The following is a 21,065-nucleotide window of genomic DNA, read 5'->3' as shown; positions in this document are numbered from 1 at the left end:
TCGCCTTAAACCGTGGATTTCGCGCGTCGTTTCAGACGCGCACTCAACTCGCGAACAAAGCTGCGCGCCATGGAGCGCAACGCAGGCCGCGTCAACAGGGAACAGCCGGCGTTCAGGCCGGCGATAACAAACGCCGCTGCGACCGACTGCAATGGGTATTCGATTGGATCGATGAGATAAGCGGCGCCTAACCCCGCGACAAGAAACGCGAGATGCAGGAGCATGTCGGCGGCGATCGGCCGGGCGTTGACGCGTGAGATCCAGAGCAAGAGGGCGTAGTCGACCAGCGAACGCAGCACGACCACACTCGCCGCGCCGATAGGACCAAAGTGCGCGATACCGAACCACAGTGCCGTCACGAAGAACGGCAGTTGCACGAGGCCGATACGCGCGGCCGTAGCGGGATTGATCTGCGACTGAATCATGATGCGCGCGACGCTCGCCTGCCCGACGAGCCATACGCCGATGATCAGAATGCGCCCGACGGGTGCGCTCGCAATGGCGATTTCCTGCCCGACCCAGAGGTGCAGAAATGGCGCAAGCACCAGCATCACGAAGAGCGCGATGGGCGTGAACACGCCGTTGAGGAACTCCAGCGACTGGCGGACCATTGCATCGGCGTGATCGCGCTTGATTGCGGAGAGACGAGGAAACAGCGTCCGCACGAGCGAGTTCGGCAGCATGTTCAGACGCGTGACGAGGTTCTGCGGCACGGTGTAATACGTGACGAAACGCGCGCCGAGATTCGCGCCGAGAAGAATGCGATCGAGCGAATCCGTGATCATGCTGGAGATCGTCGCAACCAGCATCCATCCGCCGAATTTGAACAGGCCGCTGGCAACGCCGAGTTGCGGCCACTCGATGCGTTTGAGATCGAGCACCTTGATGCTTGCGCGCGCGAGCAGCACGACCGCGATAACGCGCGCGACGACGGCTGCGGCGAGTACCGTTTGCAGGTTCGGCGCGATCTTCCATGCAGCGGCGAGCGGTAACAGTTGAAAAAGGAACGTGCCGATTGTCTGGTTCGTGTTGTAGATGCCGAAGCGTTCGACGCCGTTGATTGCGCCCGCGCAGACCCATGAAACGTTTGCGATGGGGATGGCGAGCGCGAGCCACGGAAGCGCGTGGTAGACCTCGCGCTGCATGTCGGGCGACGTATGCGCGACGTAGGCGGTATAGGCGAAGGCGCCGAAATAGATCAGCGCCCCGCCGATGATTCCTGTGCCCAGGTTGAGCCAGATTGCGCTCCAGAACACCTGTGATCGCGCTTCGGGATCGTTCGCTGCGTGTGCTTTCGATATCTGGTGCTGCGCGGCCATGCCCATGCCGAGATCGAGAATGCCGAAGTAGCCGATCAGCGTCCAGACCAGGCTGATGACGCCATAGCGTTCGACGCCTACGAGATGGATATAGGCGGGTACGGTGATCAGGGAGACAAAGGTGGGTAGCACCAGTCCCGAGAAGTTGATCGCCATGTTTTTGATTAACGATTTTTCCATCAGGGGGGGCGGGTCGTTGGCACTTGGGGTTTAGGGGGGTATTGGGTTGATGCCGGGTTGCTGCTTTTTAGGTCTTCGCGCGTTCGTTTCTAGCTGATTTTTTTTGCACTATTAGCCACTGTCCGTGGCGGGACTTCATTTCTTTTTCCAACGGCGAAAAAGAAACGAAGCAAAGAAAACGCCTTTCCACAATCGGCACATAAGTGTCCCGAGCGTGCAATGACATCTGCTTGGTACTCCAAAAGAACGGCTGCCGCTATAACCACGTCCCGCTGAAACCCTCGCCCTCCGAACACGGATACCCACACGCTTCGCCACCAGTGTGGGAATCCATTAACCAGGCTTCCGCGCTGCGCGCACGAGCGCCCAAACCGAAGGGTCGGCCGTGCCGGTGCCGAGGCTTTGGGTTCAAGATGCTTGAACCAGTTATGGGCTATTCCGTTGTTATGCGTGGGCCAGGTTTCCGTATTAACGGATTCCCACACTGGTGGCGAAGCGTGTGGGTATCTGTGAACGGAGGGGGAGGGTTTCAGCTGTTCGGTGTTATTCGCTGGGCGTGCTTTTGGGGTATCAAATAGTTGTCACTGCACGCTGGGGACACTTATGTGCCCTCGTTTGAGAGGCGTTTTCTTTGCTTCGTTTCTTTTTCGCCGTTGGAAAAAGAAATGAAGTCCCGCCACGGACAGTGGCTAACAGTGCTAAAGAAAACAACCAACATAAACCGCGCGCCAACCCAAACAGCACACTCCCTACCCTTAGCGACCCTTACGGTCGCCACCTGTACATCATCACTTTCCCCCGCGCATCCTCTTCAACAAAAATCAGGTACTCGCCATCAGCCTGCCGGCTCGCGCTAATCCCATTCGGCACATCGACCCACCCCGACGCACGGCCCACTTCCGGCCCCGGCTTGATCACGCCAACCTCTCGCCCAGTATCCTTCTCATACACATGAACCATCCCAACGGGCTCGATCGAAAAGAGATACTTGCCCTCAACCGTCACGCCAATCGTGGTAGCAAGCGGCTTGCTCTTCGTATCCCACGGCAAGGCAATCGAATACCGCAGCTTCGGCGTCTCCGAAGACCAATGGTCGTAACGCACCAGGCGTCGCCCCACTTCCTTCCAGTACCCGCGATCAAACGGTTCGTCCGCCGTATAGCCCGTCAAGTACATCGTGTCCGTATCGGCCTCATATAACGCGCGCTTCACCACGTTGAAAGGCGCCGGCATCGGATAGTTCTGCGCGTTGTTGTACGAGTAAAGCGGATTGCCGACCTTATCCACGCCGCCGTACTTGAAGCGATTGATACCGCGCGAATCACTCGTGTGCCAGATGTCACCCTTCGTATCGACCCACCATCCCCAGCCGCCCGGGTTGGGCAGCAAGCCATTGTTCGACTCGAACTCGTTGGGCTCGAAACGACCGTTGCCGTTGTCGTCGCGCCAGATCCAGTCGCCGCCCGCCGGCCGGTTCGGGATGTTCCCGGCACCGCGCTCGCGGCCTGCGAAGTACCCCGAAGGAATGGCCAGTTCGCCGTCACGCTTTGCATCGAAGCGATAAATCTTCAGGTGATCCGCATACATGTCGGTCAGGTACAAAAACGTCCGGCCATTGAGCTTGCGAGCGATCGGCTGGCCCGGCCAGTCATCGACGCTGAAACTCGGATCCTCGGGATACTTGAAACGCCCCGAAAGGAAACCCGCGTACTTCCACTCCTGCCCCACCGGTTTCGATAAATCCAGCTCAAAGCGCTTGTTGCCGGTGTACACGCTGTTCGGCCGCGACGGGTCCATCCACGCGCCATCCACGAACAGCAGACCCTGCACTTGCCACAACTGCTTGCCATCGGGCGCGTAGCTTTCGAGCGTCGCGCCTAACCCCGCGCCCGTCGAGCCCTGGCGCACGCCAATGCCGTTCGTCGATACATAAATGTTGCCCGCCGCATCCGCGCCCACGCCAGTCAGGCCGTTGAAACGCTGCGGTCCGGGCTTGCCTGCGACGCCCGAAAAAATCCCACCGCGCTCGCCCAGCGCCCCCGTCTCGCGATACTTTCCCGTCCCGCCGTCGCGCGTGAAAATCAACACCTGTTGACATGGGCCGTTGTCGGCGACCAGCAGGCGTCCTTGTGCATCGACGGTGATATCCACCGCGTCGATCCCGGCCACGAGCGCCGGCGCATCGTCTATCACCGCGCCTGTCGCCGTGTAGTGCGCGAGGCGCGCCTTCGCACCTTGCGTGTTGACCAGCGCCCACAGCGTTCCGTCCGTGGCGAGCGCGAGACGCCCCGGTTGCGGCGCGCTCCAGTTGCTCTTTTGCTGCATCGATTCGGCGTCGTACACCTCGACCCGATTCGCCGATGTATTCGCGACGTACAACAAGGCATCGGTCGCGGCCAGACCGCCGACGTCCTGCCTGAACTCGACCTTCGGCGCGCCACGTCTTTCGTCCGGCGCCTCGTTGACCATCAGGAACGCGGCCGCGAGCTGGGCGTGTCCGTCGGCCTTGTCGGCAGCGAGGTTCGCCTGGAACGTGGCGGGCCGCTTCATGTCGCCAAGCTCGCGGCGCGACACGCCAAACCACTGCTTGCCTTTTGGCGGCCATACGCCCGGCTTCGACAAGCCGCCGCGCTCATTGCCCACACCGACCGCGACAAACACGTAACGCTTGTTCATCGCAATGGCGTTGCCGCCGTAATGGCCCCAGCCGTGCGTGCCGTCGGCCACGCCGAGCACCTTGCCGTTCTTGTAGACGCTGACTTCAGCGCCGCTTTCGTCCCATGGCGCGTTGGTAAATACGCGCCCGTCCGGGGCCACGGCGATCGCGGTGATGTTGATCTGCGTCCACACGCCATCGCCGAAACCAAAGGTGTTGCCAATCCAGGATGTGCGCGCCTGCAGCACAGCGGGCGGCGCCACGTACGCCGGAAATGCCGGAGCCGCCGCAGCCATGCCAAGCGCACTCACCACCACGAACTGCGAAACCACAACCGAAAAACGATGCAAAGTGCGAAGCAAGAGGTTTTCTCCATCTGAGAGCGGCCGGCTCTGCTCGATCGGCCAATGGAGCAGCTGAGGCGTCACGGCCGTTACTCGGTTAATCAAGCCTACCGTTCAAATATTGCAAAAAAATCTGAAATAAATGGATCGGTGAAATGAACGAACGTGTTCGCGGATTTCGATCCGACTTATTTTGTTCAAAAAATTGTTTCGAAAAGTAATATCCGGAAGATTCCGCGCGGCTTACAACAGCGCCTTCCAAAGCCACGAGGCGCGAAGCCTCCCAAATATTTTCTTGATTGTTTCGCCATAGAATTAATGACGATTTTTATGAATTTTTCTGTGCGGCCCGCATCGAAAGGCGTGAAATCGGGTTTGCCGTGTCCATATTCACGGGCGGTCCGGCGTGGGATCGGTGAAATTTCTCATTCGATCCGGCGCCCGATTCGGCCAGCGACGGTTTGTGCGGTGACATGAGCGGCGGCCCTGTTCTGCCCCCTTTCAAAAAGACCCGCATGTTAAAATTCGGCACGAAATCAATGCGGAAAACGGCCGGACGCCTCATCCAGGCGTTCTGTTATCACGTAGCGCGAAAGCTTCTGGGCAATGAACTTGCTTGGGGTTGCCATATCGAAATGGCTGAACGGTTCGACCAACAGCCATAGACGGCGCTGTACTCCACCCGCGACACGATCGCCGCAAATAAAGCGTAATGAACGACACAAAACATCCTGACGGCGGCACGAAGCGTCGCCGCGCTCTCATCACGGGTCTCTCGGGATTCACCGGACGCCATATGGCCGAGCGTCTGCTGGACGAAGGCTACGACGTATGGGGCACGACCTCGCCGGCATCGGAAGCCGATGTGCCGGGTACGACCGGCGTGCCCGTCGATCTCCTCGATCTCGACGCGGTGCGCGCATGCGTGGCCGATGCAAAACCGGACGTCGTCGTGCATCTGGCCGGGCTCGCGCACGTTACCGGCAATCCGCCGACGCAAAGTTATCTCGTGAACATCATGGGTTCGCGCAATCTGCTCGATGCACTCGCGCTGCTCGACAAGAAACCTCGGGCGGTGCTGATGGCGAGCACATCGAATGTGTATGGCAATGCGAACGTGGAAGTCATCGACGAAAACGTGCCGCTCAATCCTGGCAACGACTACGCGGTCAGCAAGCTCGCCATGGAAAACATGGCGCGTCTATGGCTCGACCGTCTGCCGATTTTTTTTACGCGGCCGTTCAATTACACGGGTGTCGGCCAGGGCGAAGATTTTTTGTTGCCCAAGATCGTCAATCACCACGCGCGCCACGAGAAGAAAATGTCGCTGGGCAACCTTGCGGTGAGCCGTGATTTCTCCGATGTCCGGGATGTGGTCGATGTCTACGCCCAGCTCATCGAAAAAGCGCCTGTGGGCCAGGCGTTCAATACGTGTTCCGGTATTGGCCATTCGCTTGGCGAAATCCTCGGCATGATGCGACGCATCGCCGGTTACGAGATCGAGGTTTTCGTCGATCCCCGCTTCATGCGCCGCAACGAGATTGCGAAGCTCGTTGGCTCGAACATCAAGTTGCGTCGTGCAATTGGCAGGGTGCCGGTTACGCCGATCTACGACACGCTCGAATGGATGTACCAGCACGCACGGGCCAAGTTCGAGAACATAGAAACCGTCAAGACGTGACAGCGCCGTTTTGGACCTGTCCGCGCGGCACCGCCTGGTCTGCGAGTCTCGTCTGGCCGGCTAGCGGATCGGCGTCGGACACTTGCAGTGACGACTGCCGCCTGTAGATCTCCGCGATCCATTCAATGAACACTTTCACGCGACGCGGCTGATGCCGGTTCGCGGCATAAAGAATCGACACGATCCGCGGGTAAGACGGATAGGCCTGCAGCACTTCGCGCAGCTCCCCGCTCTCCACATACGACGTCAGCGTATAACCCGACGCCTGGATCAGCCCGAGTCCTTTCAAACCACATTCCACGTACGACTCGGCGTCGTTCACGGCGAGCATCGCCTTAAGGGGAACGGTGCGCGTTTCGCCATCCACCACGAACTCCCAGGGCCTGACACGTCCCGTCTTGCTCACCAGATAGTCGACGCAATAATGATTCTCGAGATCCTCCAGCGTCTTGGGCTCGCCATATTTTTCGATATACGAGGGAGCGGCCACCGTGATCTGCGAATATCGTCCGATGGTCTTTGCCACCAGACCGATATCGCCGACCGCGCCCACGCGGATCACGCAATCGACACCGGCCTCGATGATGTCGACTTGTTTATCGGTGAGGCTCATTTCCACGCGGATATCCGGATAGGCCGCGAAAAATTCCGGCAGTGCGCCGATGATCGTGCTTTTCGCCATCAGCGCCGGCAGGCTGACGCGCACGGTGCCTTTCGGGCTGAGTTTCGAGCGTGAGAGCACGGACTCCATGTCGTCGACTTCGCCGAGGACGCGCACGCAGCGTTCGTAGTAGATTTCGCCGTCTTCGGTGATGCTGATGCTGCGCGTGGTGCGGTTGAGCAGGCGTGCGCCGAGGTGCGCTTCGAGCGCTTGCACGGTGCGCGAGACGCTGGCGGCGGGAAGGCGCAAGGCATCGGCGGCCTTCGAGAAGCTGCCGCTCTCGACGACTCGCACAAAAACTTTCATCGCTAGGAAACGGTCCATGGACGGGGGTTCCAGGCTGGAGGTTACACAGGGGGGGCGCTGAGCGCGCGGCCCCTGAAAGGTGAATATTACGATGGAAATTGGAATGGGGCGCGGGAGGGAGGGCGGGGGAGGTGTTGGGAAGGGGGATGTGGGGGGTGTTGGGGGGCGCTCGGGCGGTTGTTCGTGGCGGTCGGGGTTGATGCCGGGTTGCTGCTTTTTAGGTCTTCGCGCGTTCCTTGTTGGCTGATTTTTTTAGCACTGTTAGCCACTGTGCGTGGCGGGACTTCATTTCTTTGTCCAACGGCGACAAAGAAACGAAGCAAAGAAAACGCCTTTCAACCGCTAATTCTTAAGTGTCCCCAGCGTGCAGTGTCAACGGTTTGGTACCCCAAAATCACGCTCGGCGCATAACCCCGGACAGTTGAAACCCTCCCCCTCCGTCAACGGCAACCCACACGCTTCGCCACCAGTGTGGGAATCCATCAACCAGGCTTCCGCGCTGCGCGCGCTGATGCCCAAACCGAATGGTCGGCCGTGCCAATGACGAGGCTTTGGGTTCAAGATGCTTTGAACCTGTTATTGGCTATTCCGTTGTTATACGTAGGCCGGGTTTCCGTATTAACGGATTCCCACACTGGTGGCGAAGCGTGTGGGTATCTGTGAACGGAGCGGGAGGGTTTCAGCAGGACGTGGTTATTCGCCGAGCGTGCTTTTGGGGTACCAAATAGTTGTCACTGCACGCTCGAGACACTTATGTGCCCTCGTTTGGAAGGCGTTTTCTTTGCTTCGTTTCTTTGTCGCCGTTGGACAAAGAAATGAAGTCCCGCCACGCACAGTGGCTAACAGTGCTAAAAAAATCAGCCAACAAGGAACGCGCGAAAGCCTAAACAGCAGCAACCCAGCATCAACCCCGCCCCCGCCCCCTCAAAAACCCCGTTCAATGCAAAACCCCCACCTCAATAGCCTCGCTATAAACCGAAGCCACCCGGCGAGCGATCACCGTCGTATCGAAGTTCGCTTTAGCATAGGCCCGACATGCCTGCTCGCTTGGCAAAACAAGCGACCCGTCGAGCGCACCGATCAACCCCTCGGCGATAGCATCCACCCCTGTCGAAGGCAAAACCAGATTCCCCGATAACGGCGCGACCGCCTCCGGCAATCCGCCAACCGGCGTGACCAGCACAGGCGTTCCCGAAGCCAGCGACTCCACCGTGATCAAACCAAACCCTTCCAACGCAACCGTCGGCACAATACTCACATCCGCCGCCCGATAAAGCGCCGCCAAATGCCGATCCGGCACAAACCCCAAAAGACGCACGTTATCGTCGAGACCGGCATCTGTGATACGCGCCTGCAGCTCTTCTGCCAGACGTCCCTTCCCCGCGATCAACAACAACACATCGGGCTGCTTCGCCTTCACACGCTTCATCGCTTCAATAAGATCCTCCAATCCCATGCGCCGCACAAGCCGACGCACGGCGAGCACCACCGGCCGATCCTGCGGCAATTGCAGCCGGCGCCGCGCATCGGCACGGCTTAGCGGAACGTTGAACTGCGAGACATCCACACACCCCGGCACCACGCGAATCCGCTCTGCAGGAATGGCATATCGCGACTGCAGGATCTCGCCAAATGCTTCCGATAAAACAATCAACCGCGTGGAACGGGCATAGACGCGCTGCTCGAGCATCCGTTTAGTTCGCTGTCCGATGGAATCGGCGCCTTCGACATGACTCTCGTCGGCCCAAGGTCCCTGGAAATGCGAAACCTGCGGAATGCCACGCGTGACATCGAGACCGGGGAACGTATAAAGCGCAAAGTGCGACGAGACCACGTCCGGCCTTTCACGACTCAACGAAGCGCGCAACGCACGGCGCGCAGCCATCAAGCGGCGCGGCAACGATTGCGCAGCCGGACCGAAACCGTGAATGGCGCCTTCGGTATCGGACGCAACCCGCGCCGACCCCGCAACCACGCCGCGCACCGTGACGCCCGCGCCTGGCAAAGCGCCCACCAGCGTGTGATACATGCGGTCCAGACCGCCCGCGCGCTCAGGGAACCAATGCATCCCGATTTGCAGCGACTTGATGGCTTGTGTGCTCATATCCCTGACCCCGCCTGAGATTGTTGATAGGTAAATCGCGTTTATACGGCGGCCACGCTTTCGGCCTTTTGCGCATCGTTTGTATCGCTCGATGAAGCCGTCGCACCCTTCTGATTCGCAAAGCCACGATACAAATCCAGATAGCGCCGGGCCATCCGCGCCCAGCCGAACTGATCCGCAAGCAGGCGCGCGGCGGCGCCCATCTCGCGGCGGAGTTCGGGTGCATCGGCGAGTCTGGCGACGGCGCCGGCGAGCGCGGTGGCATCGTCGGGATCGTCGAGCACGATGCCGCAATCCGTGCCGATGATCTCCGCCCCGCCCGCCGTCTTTGCCGTGATGACCGGCAAGCCAGCCGCGAGCGCTTCGAGCAGCGACAAGCTCATGGCTTCGTATCGAGAGGGAAACACGAAGGCATCCACGGAGTGCATGAGCGTCGGCATGTTCTTCACAAGGCCGAGAAAATGCACACGATCGTCAATGCCGAGCGCCTTCGCTTCGTCAGGATAAGGACTGCCCGGGATGTAACCCGCGACCGCGAGATGCACATTCGAAGGAAGCTGTAGCAGTGCTTTCAACACCGTATCGAGGTTCTTGCGCGGCGTACGCAGATCGCCGACAAAGAGCAACAGGCAGGCATCGTCGGGAAGACCGAATGACGCCCTGTCGCTGCCAGTTCGCCGCGCCGCCGTGAACGCGCTCGTGTCCACGCCGTTATAAACGACCTCGATGCGCTCGCTCTGCGTACCATTCGCGCGAATCTCGATGGCGACCTTCTCGGACACGGCCGCGATGATCTTCGAACGCTGATACGCCCAGTGTTCGAGCTTCGCGTTGACGTGGCTATAGATGACCTGATAAGCGGACCACAAACCGCCAGTGAGCTTGAACGGATAGTAAGGGCTGCGCAGCCAGCCGCCATGCACGAAGTGAGCGGTATTCACATCGGCTTTGGCCCAAGATATGAAGCCGTTCACATGCAGCACGTCGTACTCTTTCTTATGCTTCTTCAGCCAGATCGCGGTCTTCAGCGCGAAGACCTGCTGCTTGAAAAGCTTGGTCGGCCAGAAGCGCCCGACCTTGATCGCGACCCATCGCAAACGCGTTTCCGACGCCAGCTCCGGCGCCACGTGCGAAGCAAGCAACGTGACTTGATGGCCTTCCGCCAGCGCGGCACGCGCGATCTCGTAGTTCACGCGGCCTTGCCCGTCGTTATGACGCACGACATGGGTGACGATGGCGATTCTCATCGGATTGCCTTTTGAGGAATGGATTGTTCCAAGACCGCGCGTGCCCGCTTCTTGTCGAGCCGCATGTGATGGCGTGCGGCGAGAACCGAGCACAGGCCCATGTAAAGGATCATTCCGCCAATCGACGTGAACGTGTTGGTGAAGACCAGCATGCCGACGATCGCAAACGCCACGCTCAACGAGGCTTGTGCGTACTTGTCGTCACGCAGGGAAAACGATGCGCGAAACGCGCGCATCAAAAGCAGCCCGAGTCCGGCGAGATACATCAGGGAACCCGGCCAGCCGAGCACGAACGGCACGTTCATCACGCCGCTGTCGAAGCTGCCGTATTTGCCGAGATCACCGTTCGAGGACGACAGTTTCGTCGATGAACCCGTTGCGCCGAATCCTTCGCCGGAGACATCGGTGAAAGCCGTTTTGGCGAACGACGCGTAGAACTCGTTGCGTGCGGCGTAGCTGTTGTCGTCGCTGAGATTGGTGATGGATTGCAGGCGCGTCGCCATCTTGTCGGCGATGGGCCCGAACGTGAGCAGCGGCACCGAGAGCGCGACCAGCACCACTCCGCCAACCAGGATGCGCACACGTACCTTGTTGCTCGCCTTGATCAGTTGCAGGACCATCGCGATGACCCAGCCGCCCCACGTCGAGCGCACCATGCAAAGACCGAACGAGATGAAGCCGAGGCCACCCGCGAGCCAGCGCACGCTTTGTGTCCCGGCCATGGTGAAGGTGAGCGCGGCCATCATGGCGAGCGCGAACGGGCCGGATGAATTCATCGTGCTGAAGACGCGCACGCCAAGGCGCACGGGATCGCCCTGCGATGCCATCTGCGAACCGATCATCCACATGGCGTCCCAGGCGGGCATCACGAAGAACTGAATGAGGCCGTAGCCGCCCATGAAGAGCATGCCCCAGATGAACGTATCGAGGATCGCCTGCCGATACTTCGGATACTCGCGTGCATGGACCATGATGTGAAAGCCGATCAGCACCGGGTAAAGCCACGCGGCGAGGTCATACGTCGCGGCCATCGGACCGTTCGACATCACGCCGATCAAGTACGCGTACGCAAGCCCGAGGAAGATCAGGAGAACAGGCAGGCCGCGCCGCTCGGCGAGCACGCGGTAATGCCGCACGACGGTCAGCGCGCAGATCATGGTGACGACGACCGGCGCGATCTGGATCAGACTCGTTGGCGTGAAGCCGCCCTTTGCATAGTCGGCAAGGCGCCGGACTTCCGGGCTCAGGAACCATTGCCACCACACGAACCCTATGTAACGCGCCGGGCTCTTGAAATAGAGCCATAGGCCGATCGCCGTCGATAAAAACGGAAACGCGAGCGTCAGGACCGTACCCTGGTGCGCGAGGATGAGCAGCAGCGTGAACGCCCAGAAGCCGGTCTGCGGTACCCAGTGCTTGGGTTCATCGCGGAACAGGCCGAGAAATCCGGCGCGCGCGGGCTTGCCGCCGTTCTCGATCAGATCGGCGATGAACTTCGGGGTGCGCGGAGCGGCTGGCGTGCTCATTGTTCAGTGCGCCCTGCTTGATGAAGCAACGCCGTGAAGATCGGCATGCACCGGCGTTTCAGCGGGACGCGCGTTGCGCATGAAGTCCTGCGTGAGGCGCACATGCTGCATCGCAAACTGGCGTGTGGTGAAATCGCGCGCCGCGAAATGACGGCTCGCGGCTTGCGCGCGATGCAACGCGAGTTCGGGATTGGCGACGATGTTTTGAAGCGTGCGTTGCAACGCCTCCACGTCGTGCGGCGGCACATAAAACACATGTTCAGGACCGAAGTAATCGCGCAACGATCCGACATCGGTGACGATCACGGGTTTGCCTAACGCGACCGCTTCGAGCACCACAGTAATGCCCGATACATGCGTGTTATGGCGCGACGGCACGACGATCACATCGGCCCAATCGTAGAGTTCGCGCGCAGCCTTGAGACCAATTGCCGGCGCAATTTTCACGTTGCCGGCATGCAGTTCCTTCGATACCCGCCGGCGCGTCGCAATCCGCACTTCGCACGCCGGTTCCTGGCGAAAGGCCTTCACGAGCGACTCCCAATCGCGATCACGATCATTGCCAATCGCGCCGATTCGCACGGGCGTGTTCGGCTTCCACGCAACCGGTTCCTGCAGCGGAAAATCGTGCGGATTGATGCCATAGAAAACCTGCTGCACGTCGCGCTTCAGATAGTCGCGCGCCATTTGCGCGTTCTCGGTCGCGTGCGTGGTCAGCACGTCGGCGCGTGCGAGCAGCTTCTTGTAGAAGAACTTCCTGATCGCGCCGTAGCCGGCCCATTTATCGAAGAGCCAGACGCTTTGCGCGAGCAACATTGGGTTGCCGCGCGCACGGCCTTTCATCAAGAGCAACAATGCCGCCGACAAATGCTCGTGTTCCGTATGCGTCCACACCACGTCCGACTTCAGGATCTCTTCACGATTACGCCACGTATGAATGAAGTCGAAGCCGAGCACGGCCTTCAATCCGCGACGCGCGAGACGCACGATCTTGTTCTCGGGTTCATCGCGGGAATACGTCAGCGTCGTCTCCGGCGACTCCGCGTGGTGATACCCGTAAAGGCAGCCAATGTTCTCGCCCTTCCGATAAAACCGCGGATCGGCGCCATAAAAAAGATGCACGTGGACCTTGGTCGGCTCGACGCCTGAAGACTCGACGCCGCCATGTTGTCGTTGCGAATTGCGGACTCTCGATACGCGGCTCATGCGGCTTTCGCTCCATCGGAATGGCCGCGCATGGCGAGCGCGTAGGCCGCGGGTTCATGTTGCGCGTCGCGGCGGGCGTCTTGTGCGCCTCGACGCATCGCACGATAACGCGTCCAGCAGGCGGTATCGCGCGTGCGTGCGAGCGCGAGCAAGGTATGCGCGAATCCCGGCATCGCGCGTGTGCCTATCGCGGCGTACCAGTACCACGCAATGTGTCGCGCAACGGGGCCAAGATGTTCGCGCAACACGAGATGCACGTTGTACGCGGTGTCGGCAAGCGCGCCGAGCGTTTGCGCATCGCGGCCGTTGTCATCGAAACGTTCGGCCGGAAAATGATCGACCGCTACGCGCGGATCGTAGATCATCTTCCAGCCCGTGCGCTTCACGCTCAAGCTGAACGAGAGGTCGTTGCACGGCTGCGCGCCCTTGCCGCGCAAACGCGTATCGAAGCGCAACTGACCAACAGCCGCACGCCGATAGATCATGTTCGCGCCCTTGAGCAAGCATACGTCGCGCGGCGCGCCGACGCCCAGATGATGATTGCCGATGATCTTCCCCGAGCGACGGATCTGGCCAACTTCGGCGCGCTCGCCATCGAGCAATGCGCCCCGTTCGAAGACCCAGTCGCGGCCGCCTAGCGCGCCGAGCGTGGCATCGCTTGCGAAGGCTTCGTCTATGCGCGCAAGCCAGTCGATACGCGGTGCGGCGTCGTCATCGGTAATCGCGACGATGTCGCCGCGTGCTGCATCGAGTCCGCGGTTCAACGCGGCAACCTGACCGCCTAGCCCAGTTTCGATCACGCGCAATGCGAACGGATTCGATTCGGCCATTTCGGTTTCCATCGCGCGATGCGTGGCGTCGTCTTCTGGCCGCGCGACGATCAACACTTCATCCGCAGGACGCGCTTGCGCGCGCAACGCGGCGAGGCATCGCTTTAAATCGGCGGGACGACGATAGGTCGGAACCAGCACGGAGATAGTCAGGGTCGATGTCGATGTCATGCGCGCTCCGCTCGCTTCAAACGTTCAGGTAGTCTTCGACCGCTGCATAGTGCCCGCGGTTATAGCCGCGCGAGCGCTGCGCCATGCCGTTCATGATCGCGCCGGCAAGCGGGATACCTGCTGTCCGCAGACGCCGGATGGCATCGGAGATTTCCATTTCGTTGTGCGCGCCCGAGCGCATCACGAGGAAATTCGTACCCGACAACTTGCCGATGATCGATGCGTCCGTGACCGCGAGAATCGGCGGGGTATCGATGAAAACCACGTCGTAGACGCGGCCCAGCCCATCCAGATATTGCTGCAGACGCGGTGACATCAAAAGCTCCGAAGGATTCTCCGGACGCTTGCCCGCAGGCATGAAACTGAGCAAAGGCGTGCGCGTGGTGCGGATCGCCTGTTCGAGCCCGATCGTGCCCGCAAGCAATTCGGCAAGACCATTCGCACGCTCGAGACCGAACGAACGCTCGAGCTTGCCGCGCCGCATGTCGGCATCGATCAACAAAACCTTCTTGCCCGATGCCGCGAGCAACACCGCAAGATTCACCGCCAGAAAACTTTTGCCGACGCCCGATGCCGGTCCCGTCAGCATGACCGTATGGTTGCTCGCTTCCATCAGCGTGAATTGCAGCGACGTACGCAAGCTGCGCATGATCTCCACGCAGACGTCGTTCGGGCGCATGGTCGCGAGAATGGGCAGGACGCGCTCCCGATCGCGCTCGGTGCGCTTGGCTTCGGCATCGAGCTTCACTTGCTCCACGCTCAACGGCACGAGTCCGATCAGCGGCAAACCCGCCAGACGCTCGACCTTGTCCGGGTCCACGATGCCCTTGAACATCGCGCGGCGCAGGAACACAAACCCCGTGCCGAGGATCAAGCCAAGAATCACCGCAGCCGACATGATCAGAACCTTCTTCGGCTTGATCGGCGCGCCAGGGCGCAAGGCGGCATCGACTATATGCACGTTGCCGCCCGTGCCTGCTTTCTGCACCGACAATTCCTGCACGCGGTTCAGCAGCAGCACGTAGATGTCTTCCGCGACCTTCGCATCGCGTTGCAGCGACACCGCCTTCACTTCCGACGCCGGCAGATTGCGGAAGCGTTCACCGAAGCGCGCACGTTCCGCTTCGAGCTGGCTCAACTGCTGCTGCGCGACGATCAACGCCGGATGAGCGCTGTTGTAGCGCTGATTCAACGTCGCGATCTGCAACTTCAAACCGGAGATTTGCGCTTCGTAGCTGATGCTGCCTTCGAGGTAAACCTTGGCTTCATCGCTGGCGTTGATCGAACCGGACTTGCTTTGGTACTCGGTGAGTGCGGCCTCTGCGTGTTCCAGATCGCCCTTGAGACGGGGCTGCTCGCTCTTCAGGAACGCGAGCATCTTTTCGGCATCGGCTTGCTTGCTTTCGATGTGCTGATGCAGATAGGAATCTGCCAAGGCATTCGCGATTTCAGCGGCGCGCGCCGGGTCGCCGTTCTCCAGGGATATCTGGATCACGCCCGTCGCCTTGCCCTGCTCCGCGACCGTGATGCCCGACTGGAATGAAGCGATGGCATCAAGGTCGTTGGCACGAAGCACGGTGAAACGCGTGCCCGGACGCGCGACCAGTTTCGACACGTTGATGTTCACGCCGTTGCCGCTTTCCATGGTGCCAACGGTGCCTTCGAGCAACTGACGGCCGTCGGGCGTGGCAAGCGAATAACGGTTGTTGGCAAGCGCGGTCAGCGTGAGCTTCTGCCCTTCCAGCGGCTGCACTACTTCAATGGAATCGATCGCCGCCTGCTCGCCGCCCCACGCGTACGACGTCATGCCAAGCCATGGTTTAGACGGCCTGCCCGGTGTCGCAAGACGTCCTGCGAGACTGCCGAGCAGCGGCACGGTCATCGGCGTGACAGAGAAGTTGAGCTTGCATTGCGCCACGACCGGCGCGACCACGCCACGGCTCTTGATGATTTCGATTTCCGCATCGGTCGGCAGCGCACCGGACGAATTGCCGATAGCCGCGCCCGTCTGCGTTTGCGTGAGCGCTTGCGACGTGTTGTCGGATTGCTCGACACGCACGTGGGCATCGGCGGAATACACGGGCTTCGCGACGTAGCAATAAGCGCCCGCCGCGAGCACGATGAACGCCGCGATCCCGATCAGCCACCAGATGTCGTCGATGATCACCTGCAGCAACTGCCCGAGAACGACGTCCTCTTCTTCGGTCTTGCCCTGATAGGAATGTGCTGGCGTGCTCACGATTCGATTCCGGTTGATTTGACGCGCATTGACGCGCATTCACGATTAACGCGTCAGTTGCTTCAGGTAGAAGATGGTCTGCAGCGTCGGCAGGACTTGGTTCACGAGACGGTTGAACTGCACCGAGCCGGCCGTGCCCACGTACACCACATCGAGCGGTTGCAAACGGAATTGCGTGGACAAGAGCAACGAGTCCGGTTGCGTCAAATCGAGCCGATAGATGTCAGGCGATTCGGGCTTTTCCCGTGCGCCGCGCACCACGTAGATCTGCCGCGCGTTCGCGTCCGTATCGAGAATGCCGCCGGCTTGCGTCAAGGCATCGGCGATCGTGAGGCGGCCTTTCATCATCGATACAGGCAGTGGTGTCTTGACTTCACCCATCACGAATACGCGGCTGTCGGTCCGATCTGGAACGTTGACTATGTCGCCTGCCTGAAGCATCACGTTCTGATCCACTTCGCCACGATCGAGCACGCCGTCGGCATCGAGCTGATACAGCTTGCCGTTACGCGTCAGGCGCACGCGCTGCAAGTCGGCATCGGATGTGGTGCCCCCAGAACGCGTGATGGCGTCGACCAGGGTCAGCGGAACATCGCTCATTGCAAGCGGCCCGGGCGTCTTCACTTCACCCGTCACCGACACCTTCTGGCTTCTGTACGCGAGCACGCGCACATCGACCTGAGGCTTTTTCAAATACGGCGACAAAGCTGCGGCAAGCTGATCGCGGATCTCGCCGGCGGTCTTGCCCGCGACGCGAACCTTGTCGAGAAACGGAAAGAAGATCGTGCCGTCGGGCGAGACGGTTTGCCCGAACGGATCGGCCTGACCCGGCAACGCGGTCGTGTACGGCTGCGCAAGTGCGCCGGCCACCGTTTGCGTGGTGTTGCCGCCAGCCGACAAGGTCTGGCCCTGCTGCGTGGTCAACTCAGGATGATCCCAAACCGTGATGCCGATGATGTCCTGCGGCGCCACGCGATACACGTATTGCGCCGGATCGGCAAAACGCGCGGGCGGCAACGGCGCCGCTGTGGCCGGGCGATTCTGCTGCAGGATGACATCGGCCGAAATCAGGCGGACCGGATACGTTGCGGTCGGCGTTGGGTCGTGGTCCTCAAGGCGCGATGTGTTCAGGCTGTAACCCGGCAGCGCGCCGCAAGCCGACAGAAAAGTCGTCAGCGAAAAGATCGCGGAAACAGATAAAGCTAGAGACCGGTTCACCATATTTTATTCAGCCATCCCTGGACCAGACGTTCAATAAGCCCGAAGCTCTCGCGATAGGCGGTTTCGTGGCGACCATATGGATCGACCACTTCGGAGTCTTCCCACTTGCCAAGCAAGTGCACCTTGCCGCGCGTGACCGGTTCCATCTCTTCGATCGCGGTGATGTGCCTGCGCTCAGGCACCAGAATCAGATCGACCGCACGGGCCATCGCGCGATCGAGCTGGCGCGCTGCATGGCCCGACGAGTCAACATCGCGTTCCATCAAGAGACGCGACATGGTTGAATCGATAGCGCGACCCTCTTGCGCGAAAAGCCCTGCGGAGCCGAATTCGATCCCGCGTCTTGCATGCCTGGTCGTCATCCGTGCCGAGTGCGCGCGAAACAGCATCTCGGCCACAGGGCTCCGGCAGACATTTGCATGGCAAACAATCAAGACGCTTTGAAACATGTGGGCTTTGTCCGTGAATGTGTTCGATAAAAACTGCGCACGGCGCGATCACCGGGTCCTTGAACCGGTGATCGCACCTGAATGTGTTTATGGCTTAAGCCGCGACCGGCGACTTGGCCGCCTGCCGGACGCCACGCCCGATCGCGTGATATTCAATGCCGATCTCAGCCATGGTTTCCGGCTCGTAGAGATTGCGGCCATCGAAAATAAGCGGCGTTTTCAGGCGGCGCTTCATGCCATCGAAGTCCGGGCTCTTGAACGCCTTCCATTCCGTCACGATGATCAATGCATCGGCGTCATCGAGCGTATCGGCGTGGTCTTTTGCGTAGCTCAAGCGCGCGAGTTGCTCGGGTGTATCGCGGAGGTCGAGCGCGATCACGCGCTGGGCTTCATCCGTTGCAACGGGGTCGTAGGCGCTGATCGTCGCGCCACGTTCCAGCAACGCCGCAATCAGCACGCGACTCGGGGCGTCGCGCATGTCGTCGGTGTTCGGCTTGAACGCCAGGCCCCATAGCGCGAATTTCTTGCCGCTCAAATCATTGCCAAGACGCGCGACGATCTTGTTCGCGAGGGTTTGCTTCTGCGCCTCGTTTACCGATGTCACCGCCTTCAGGATTTCCATATGCTCGTCGTACTCGCCGGCCGTCTGGATCAGCGAGCGCACGTCCTTCGGGAAACACGATCCGCCATAACCGCAACCCGCATACAGGAAGTCGTAGCCAATGCGCGGATCGGAACCGATACCCCGGCGCACCGCTTCAATGTCAGCACCCACGCGATCCGCGAAATTCGCGAGTTCGTTCATGAACGAGATACGCGTGGCGAGCATGGCGTTCGCTGCGTACTTGGTGAACTCGGCCGAGCGCACGTCCATGTAAAGCGTGCGTTCGTGATTGCGGTTGAACGGCGAATAGAGACGCTTCATGCGTTCGCGCGCGCGTTCACCGGGTACGTCGTCATCGCAACCGAGCACGATGCGATCCGGCCGCGTGAAGTCATCGATAGCCGCGCCTTCCTTCAGGAATTCCGGATTCGATACCACCGAGAACATGTGCGTCTCGCCACGTTCGGCGAGTTCATGATCGATCGCCGCTTTCACGCGACGCGCCGTGCCGACGGGCACCGTGGATTTATCGACGATGACCTTGAAGTTGTTCATGTAGCGGCCAATGTCACGCGCCGCCGCGAGCACGTACTTCAGATCGGCGGAGCCGTCTTCGTCCGAAGGCGTGCCGACCGCGATGAACAGCACTTCGCCGTGTTCGACTGCGGCCTTGACATCGGTGGAAAACGTCAGGCGCCCCGCTGCACGATTGCGCGCGATCACTTCCTGCAGGCCCGGTTCATGGATGGGCACGCCGCCGCCGTTCAGGATCGCGATCTTGCGTTCGTCGAGGTCGAGACAGAACACGTCGTTGCCGATATCGGCGAGACACGCGCCCGTCACGAGGCCTACATAGCCGCTTCCGATGATGGTGAGTTTCATTGCACGCGCTCCAGGGTTGGCAAATTATTCAAGCGTTTTGGTTGATCTTTTAGTAAGCGTTTGCACCGGCAAAACCCTTCCACAAGGTCATCGCGACAATCTTCATGTCGAGGCCGAAGGTCCAGTGCTGCATGTAGTAAAGGTCGAGCTTCACGCGTCCCATCATCTTTTCGATGCGGTCCGTTTCGCCGCGAAAGCCGTTCACTTGCGCCCAGCCGGTGATGCCCGGTTTGATGCGATACCGGTACATGTAGCCCTTCACGAGATCCTTGTAGATGTCGTCGTGTTCCAGTGCATGAGGACGCGGACCGACTACGGACATCTCGCCGCGCAGCACGTTGATGAATTGCGGCAGTTCGTCGAGGCTCGTGCGTCGAAGGAATGCGCCCACGCGCGTCACGCGCTTGTCGCCCTTCTTCGCTTGCGTGACATGCCCGGCGGTTTCCTTGTGCACGCGCATGGAGCGGAACTTGAAGATCTCGAACTCGTTTCCATCGATACCCTTGCGCTTCTGCTTGAAGAAGACCGGTCCCGGCGACGACAACTTCACCGCCACGGCAAGCACGATCAACAACGGCGCGAGACTCAGCAACACGACGGCGGCGAACATGCGATCGAACACGCGCTTGGGCAACACCTTCAAATCCGTAATCGGCGATGCCGCCAAGTTGATCGCCGGCACGCCAAGCAGATCGACCACCGCGTGATTGAAGAACGACAGGCTGCGTACATCGGGGATGAAGCGGATGTTCACGAAGTCGTCGCGGAACTCGGTGACGAGCTTGTGGATGGTGCGTTCCTGCGAAATCGGCAACGCGAGCCACAGCTCGCGAATCGCGCGGCGGCGGACCAGTTGCGTCAGGTCCGCCAGATCGCGGCTTACCGGTATGCCTGCGAGCGTCTCTTCGGCGAAGGCTTCATCGAATACATACACAGGGCGGAAACCCGCTTCCGGGCGGCTGCGCATTTGCTCGATCAGGAACTGGCCGTAAGGCGCCGCGCCGACAATCGCCACCGCCTTCTGATTGAAGCCTTCACGCCGCAGCGACTTCAGCGCCGCATGTACGCTCGCCTTCGAGATCATCAGCAGCGCGGCGGTGGCCACGCCCCAGTAAAGCAGCCACAAACGCGACAACAGATCCGCACGATGCACGCTGAACGTCAACAGCACGCCCGCGCCCTCCACCATCAGCCAGGCGACCGTTACGCGCAACAACAGGTCGTAGACGGGCTTGCCGCGCCACGACTTGTAGATTCCGAACGACGGAAACGTCATGATCACCAGCACGCAATTGAACGCGAGCAGCGTGCTTTGCATATCGTCGAGCCATATCGCATTTCCCGCGTGCAGCGACGCGGCGAGCAACGCGCCCAGCGCGACCATCGCTATGTCGATCATTCTCGAAAGCACGCTCAACATGTAAGACACCTCGGGTGGA

The 21,065-nt window shown here is 60.3% G+C and carries 14 protein-coding genes; 1 reads left to right on the top strand and 13 read right to left on the bottom strand.

Translation table 11 applies throughout. The annotated features are described in order from the left end of the window. Positions 1–5 precede the first annotated feature (5 nt). Together HB633_RS13910 and HB633_RS13905 are read right to left on the bottom strand one after the other, a co-directional pair. Positions 6–1,499 (bottom strand): flippase, encoded by a 1,494-nt coding sequence (locus tag HB633_RS13910; protein WP_213778677.1) that lies wholly within the window; start codon positions 1,497–1,499, stop codon positions 6–8. Between the two features lie 765 nt (positions 1,500–2,264). Continuing rightward, positions 2,265–4,451, bottom strand: a complete 2,187-nt coding sequence (locus tag HB633_RS13905) for a hypothetical protein (protein WP_213779061.1) — start codon at positions 4,449–4,451, stop codon at positions 2,265–2,267. A 760-nt stretch (positions 4,452–5,211) separates the two neighbouring features. Here HB633_RS13905 and HB633_RS13900 point away from each other — a divergent pair. Further along, positions 5,212–6,180: a GDP-mannose 4,6-dehydratase gene (locus tag HB633_RS13900; RefSeq protein ID WP_213778676.1), complete on the top strand. Its 969-nt coding sequence runs from the start codon at positions 5,212–5,214 to the stop codon at positions 6,178–6,180. On the opposite strand, the gene HB633_RS13895 is transcribed toward HB633_RS13900, so the two are convergent. From HB633_RS13895 to HB633_RS13845, 11 genes are all read right to left on the bottom strand, one after another. Next, complete coding sequence (locus HB633_RS13895; protein WP_213778675.1) at positions 6,170–7,165, bottom strand: LysR family transcriptional regulator; 996 nt, start codon at positions 7,163–7,165, stop codon at positions 6,170–6,172. The genes HB633_RS13900 and HB633_RS13895 overlap by 11 nt on opposite strands. 919 nt (positions 7,166–8,084) lie before the next feature. Next, a complete protein-coding gene (locus tag HB633_RS13890) occupies positions 8,085–9,251 on the bottom strand; it encodes a glycosyltransferase family 4 protein (RefSeq protein WP_213778674.1) in 1,167 nt (388 codons plus the stop codon). A gap of 41 nt (positions 9,252–9,292) precedes the next feature. Further along, positions 9,293–10,498, bottom strand: a complete 1,206-nt coding sequence (locus HB633_RS13885; RefSeq protein WP_213778673.1) for a glycosyltransferase family 4 protein — start codon at positions 10,496–10,498, stop codon at positions 9,293–9,295. After that, on the bottom strand, positions 10,495–12,024 hold the full coding sequence (locus HB633_RS13880) for a glucose-6-phosphate isomerase (RefSeq protein WP_255580931.1): 1,530 nt from the start codon (positions 12,022–12,024) through the stop codon (positions 10,495–10,497). The genes HB633_RS13885 and HB633_RS13880 overlap by 4 nt, the downstream gene beginning before the upstream one ends. A gap of 3 nt (positions 12,025–12,027) precedes the next feature. Next, on the bottom strand, positions 12,028–13,230 hold the full coding sequence (locus tag HB633_RS13875) for a glycosyltransferase family 4 protein (protein WP_213778672.1): 1,203 nt from the start codon (positions 13,228–13,230) through the stop codon (positions 12,028–12,030). Beyond that, the gene (locus tag HB633_RS13870) at positions 13,227–14,213 is read right to left on the bottom strand and encodes a glycosyltransferase (RefSeq protein WP_213779058.1); all 987 of its coding nucleotides are present in this window, start codon (positions 14,211–14,213) and stop codon (positions 13,227–13,229) included. Before HB633_RS13870 ends, HB633_RS13875 begins: the two co-directional genes overlap by 4 nt. A gap of 34 nt (positions 14,214–14,247) precedes the next feature. After that, a complete protein-coding gene (locus HB633_RS13865; RefSeq protein ID WP_346730311.1) occupies positions 14,248–16,470 on the bottom strand; it encodes a polysaccharide biosynthesis tyrosine autokinase in 2,223 nt (740 codons plus the stop codon). Between the two features lie 45 nt (positions 16,471–16,515). Next, the gene (locus HB633_RS13860; protein ID WP_213778670.1) at positions 16,516–17,691 is read right to left on the bottom strand and encodes a polysaccharide biosynthesis/export family protein; all 1,176 of its coding nucleotides are present in this window, start codon (positions 17,689–17,691) and stop codon (positions 16,516–16,518) included. Then, entirely contained in the window at positions 17,685–18,140 is a 456-nt protein-coding gene (locus HB633_RS13855; protein WP_213778669.1) for a low molecular weight protein-tyrosine-phosphatase, read from the bottom strand. The genes HB633_RS13860 and HB633_RS13855 overlap by 7 nt, the downstream gene beginning before the upstream one ends. Positions 18,141–18,234: 94 nt before the next feature. Beyond that, positions 18,235–19,626 (bottom strand): UDP-glucose/GDP-mannose dehydrogenase family protein, encoded by a 1,392-nt coding sequence (locus tag HB633_RS13850; protein WP_213778668.1) that lies wholly within the window; start codon positions 19,624–19,626, stop codon positions 18,235–18,237. 49 nt (positions 19,627–19,675) lie between these two features. Then, positions 19,676–21,046: an undecaprenyl-phosphate glucose phosphotransferase gene (locus HB633_RS13845; protein WP_213778667.1), complete on the bottom strand. Its 1,371-nt coding sequence runs from the start codon at positions 21,044–21,046 to the stop codon at positions 19,676–19,678. Between the last annotated feature and the right edge of the window lie 19 nt (positions 21,047–21,065).

The sequence above is a fragment of the Caballeronia sp. dw_276 genome, from assembly GCF_018449635.1.
Lineage (GTDB): Bacteria > Pseudomonadota > Gammaproteobacteria > Burkholderiales > Burkholderiaceae > Caballeronia.
The sequence above is the reverse complement of the archived record's forward strand: the minus strand, read 5'-3'. Positions and strand labels throughout refer to the sequence as shown.

Coding starts and splice junctions, on each gene's coding strand:
- HB633_RS13910 (WP_213778677.1), bottom strand. CDS start 1,499: ATGGAAAAATCGTTAATCAAAAACATGGCGATCAACTTCTCGGGACTG.
- HB633_RS13905 (WP_213779061.1), bottom strand. CDS start 4,451: ATGGCTGCGGCGGCTCCGGCATTTCCGGCGTACGTGGCGCCGCCCGCT.
- HB633_RS13900 (WP_213778676.1), top strand. CDS start 5,212: ATGAACGACACAAAACATCCTGACGGCGGCACGAAGCGTCGCCGCGCT.
- HB633_RS13895 (WP_213778675.1), bottom strand. CDS start 7,165: ATGGACCGTTTCCTAGCGATGAAAGTTTTTGTGCGAGTCGTCGAGAGC.
- HB633_RS13890 (WP_213778674.1), bottom strand. CDS start 9,251: ATGAGCACACAAGCCATCAAGTCGCTGCAAATCGGGATGCATTGGTTC.
- HB633_RS13885 (WP_213778673.1), bottom strand. CDS start 10,498: ATGAGAATCGCCATCGTCACCCATGTCGTGCGTCATAACGACGGGCAA.
- HB633_RS13880 (WP_255580931.1), bottom strand. CDS start 12,024: ATGAGCACGCCAGCCGCTCCGCGCACCCCGAAGTTCATCGCCGATCTG.
- HB633_RS13875 (WP_213778672.1), bottom strand. CDS start 13,230: ATGAGCCGCGTATCGAGAGTCCGCAATTCGCAACGACAACATGGCGGC.
- HB633_RS13860 (WP_213778670.1), bottom strand. CDS start 17,691: ATGGTGAACCGGTCTCTAGCTTTATCTGTTTCCGCGATCTTTTCGCTG.
- HB633_RS13855 (WP_213778669.1), bottom strand. CDS start 18,140: ATGTTTCAAAGCGTCTTGATTGTTTGCCATGCAAATGTCTGCCGGAGC.
- HB633_RS13850 (WP_213778668.1), bottom strand. CDS start 19,626: ATGAAACTCACCATCATCGGAAGCGGCTATGTAGGCCTCGTGACGGGC.
- HB633_RS13845 (WP_213778667.1), bottom strand. CDS start 21,046: ATGTTGAGCGTGCTTTCGAGAATGATCGACATAGCGATGGTCGCGCTG.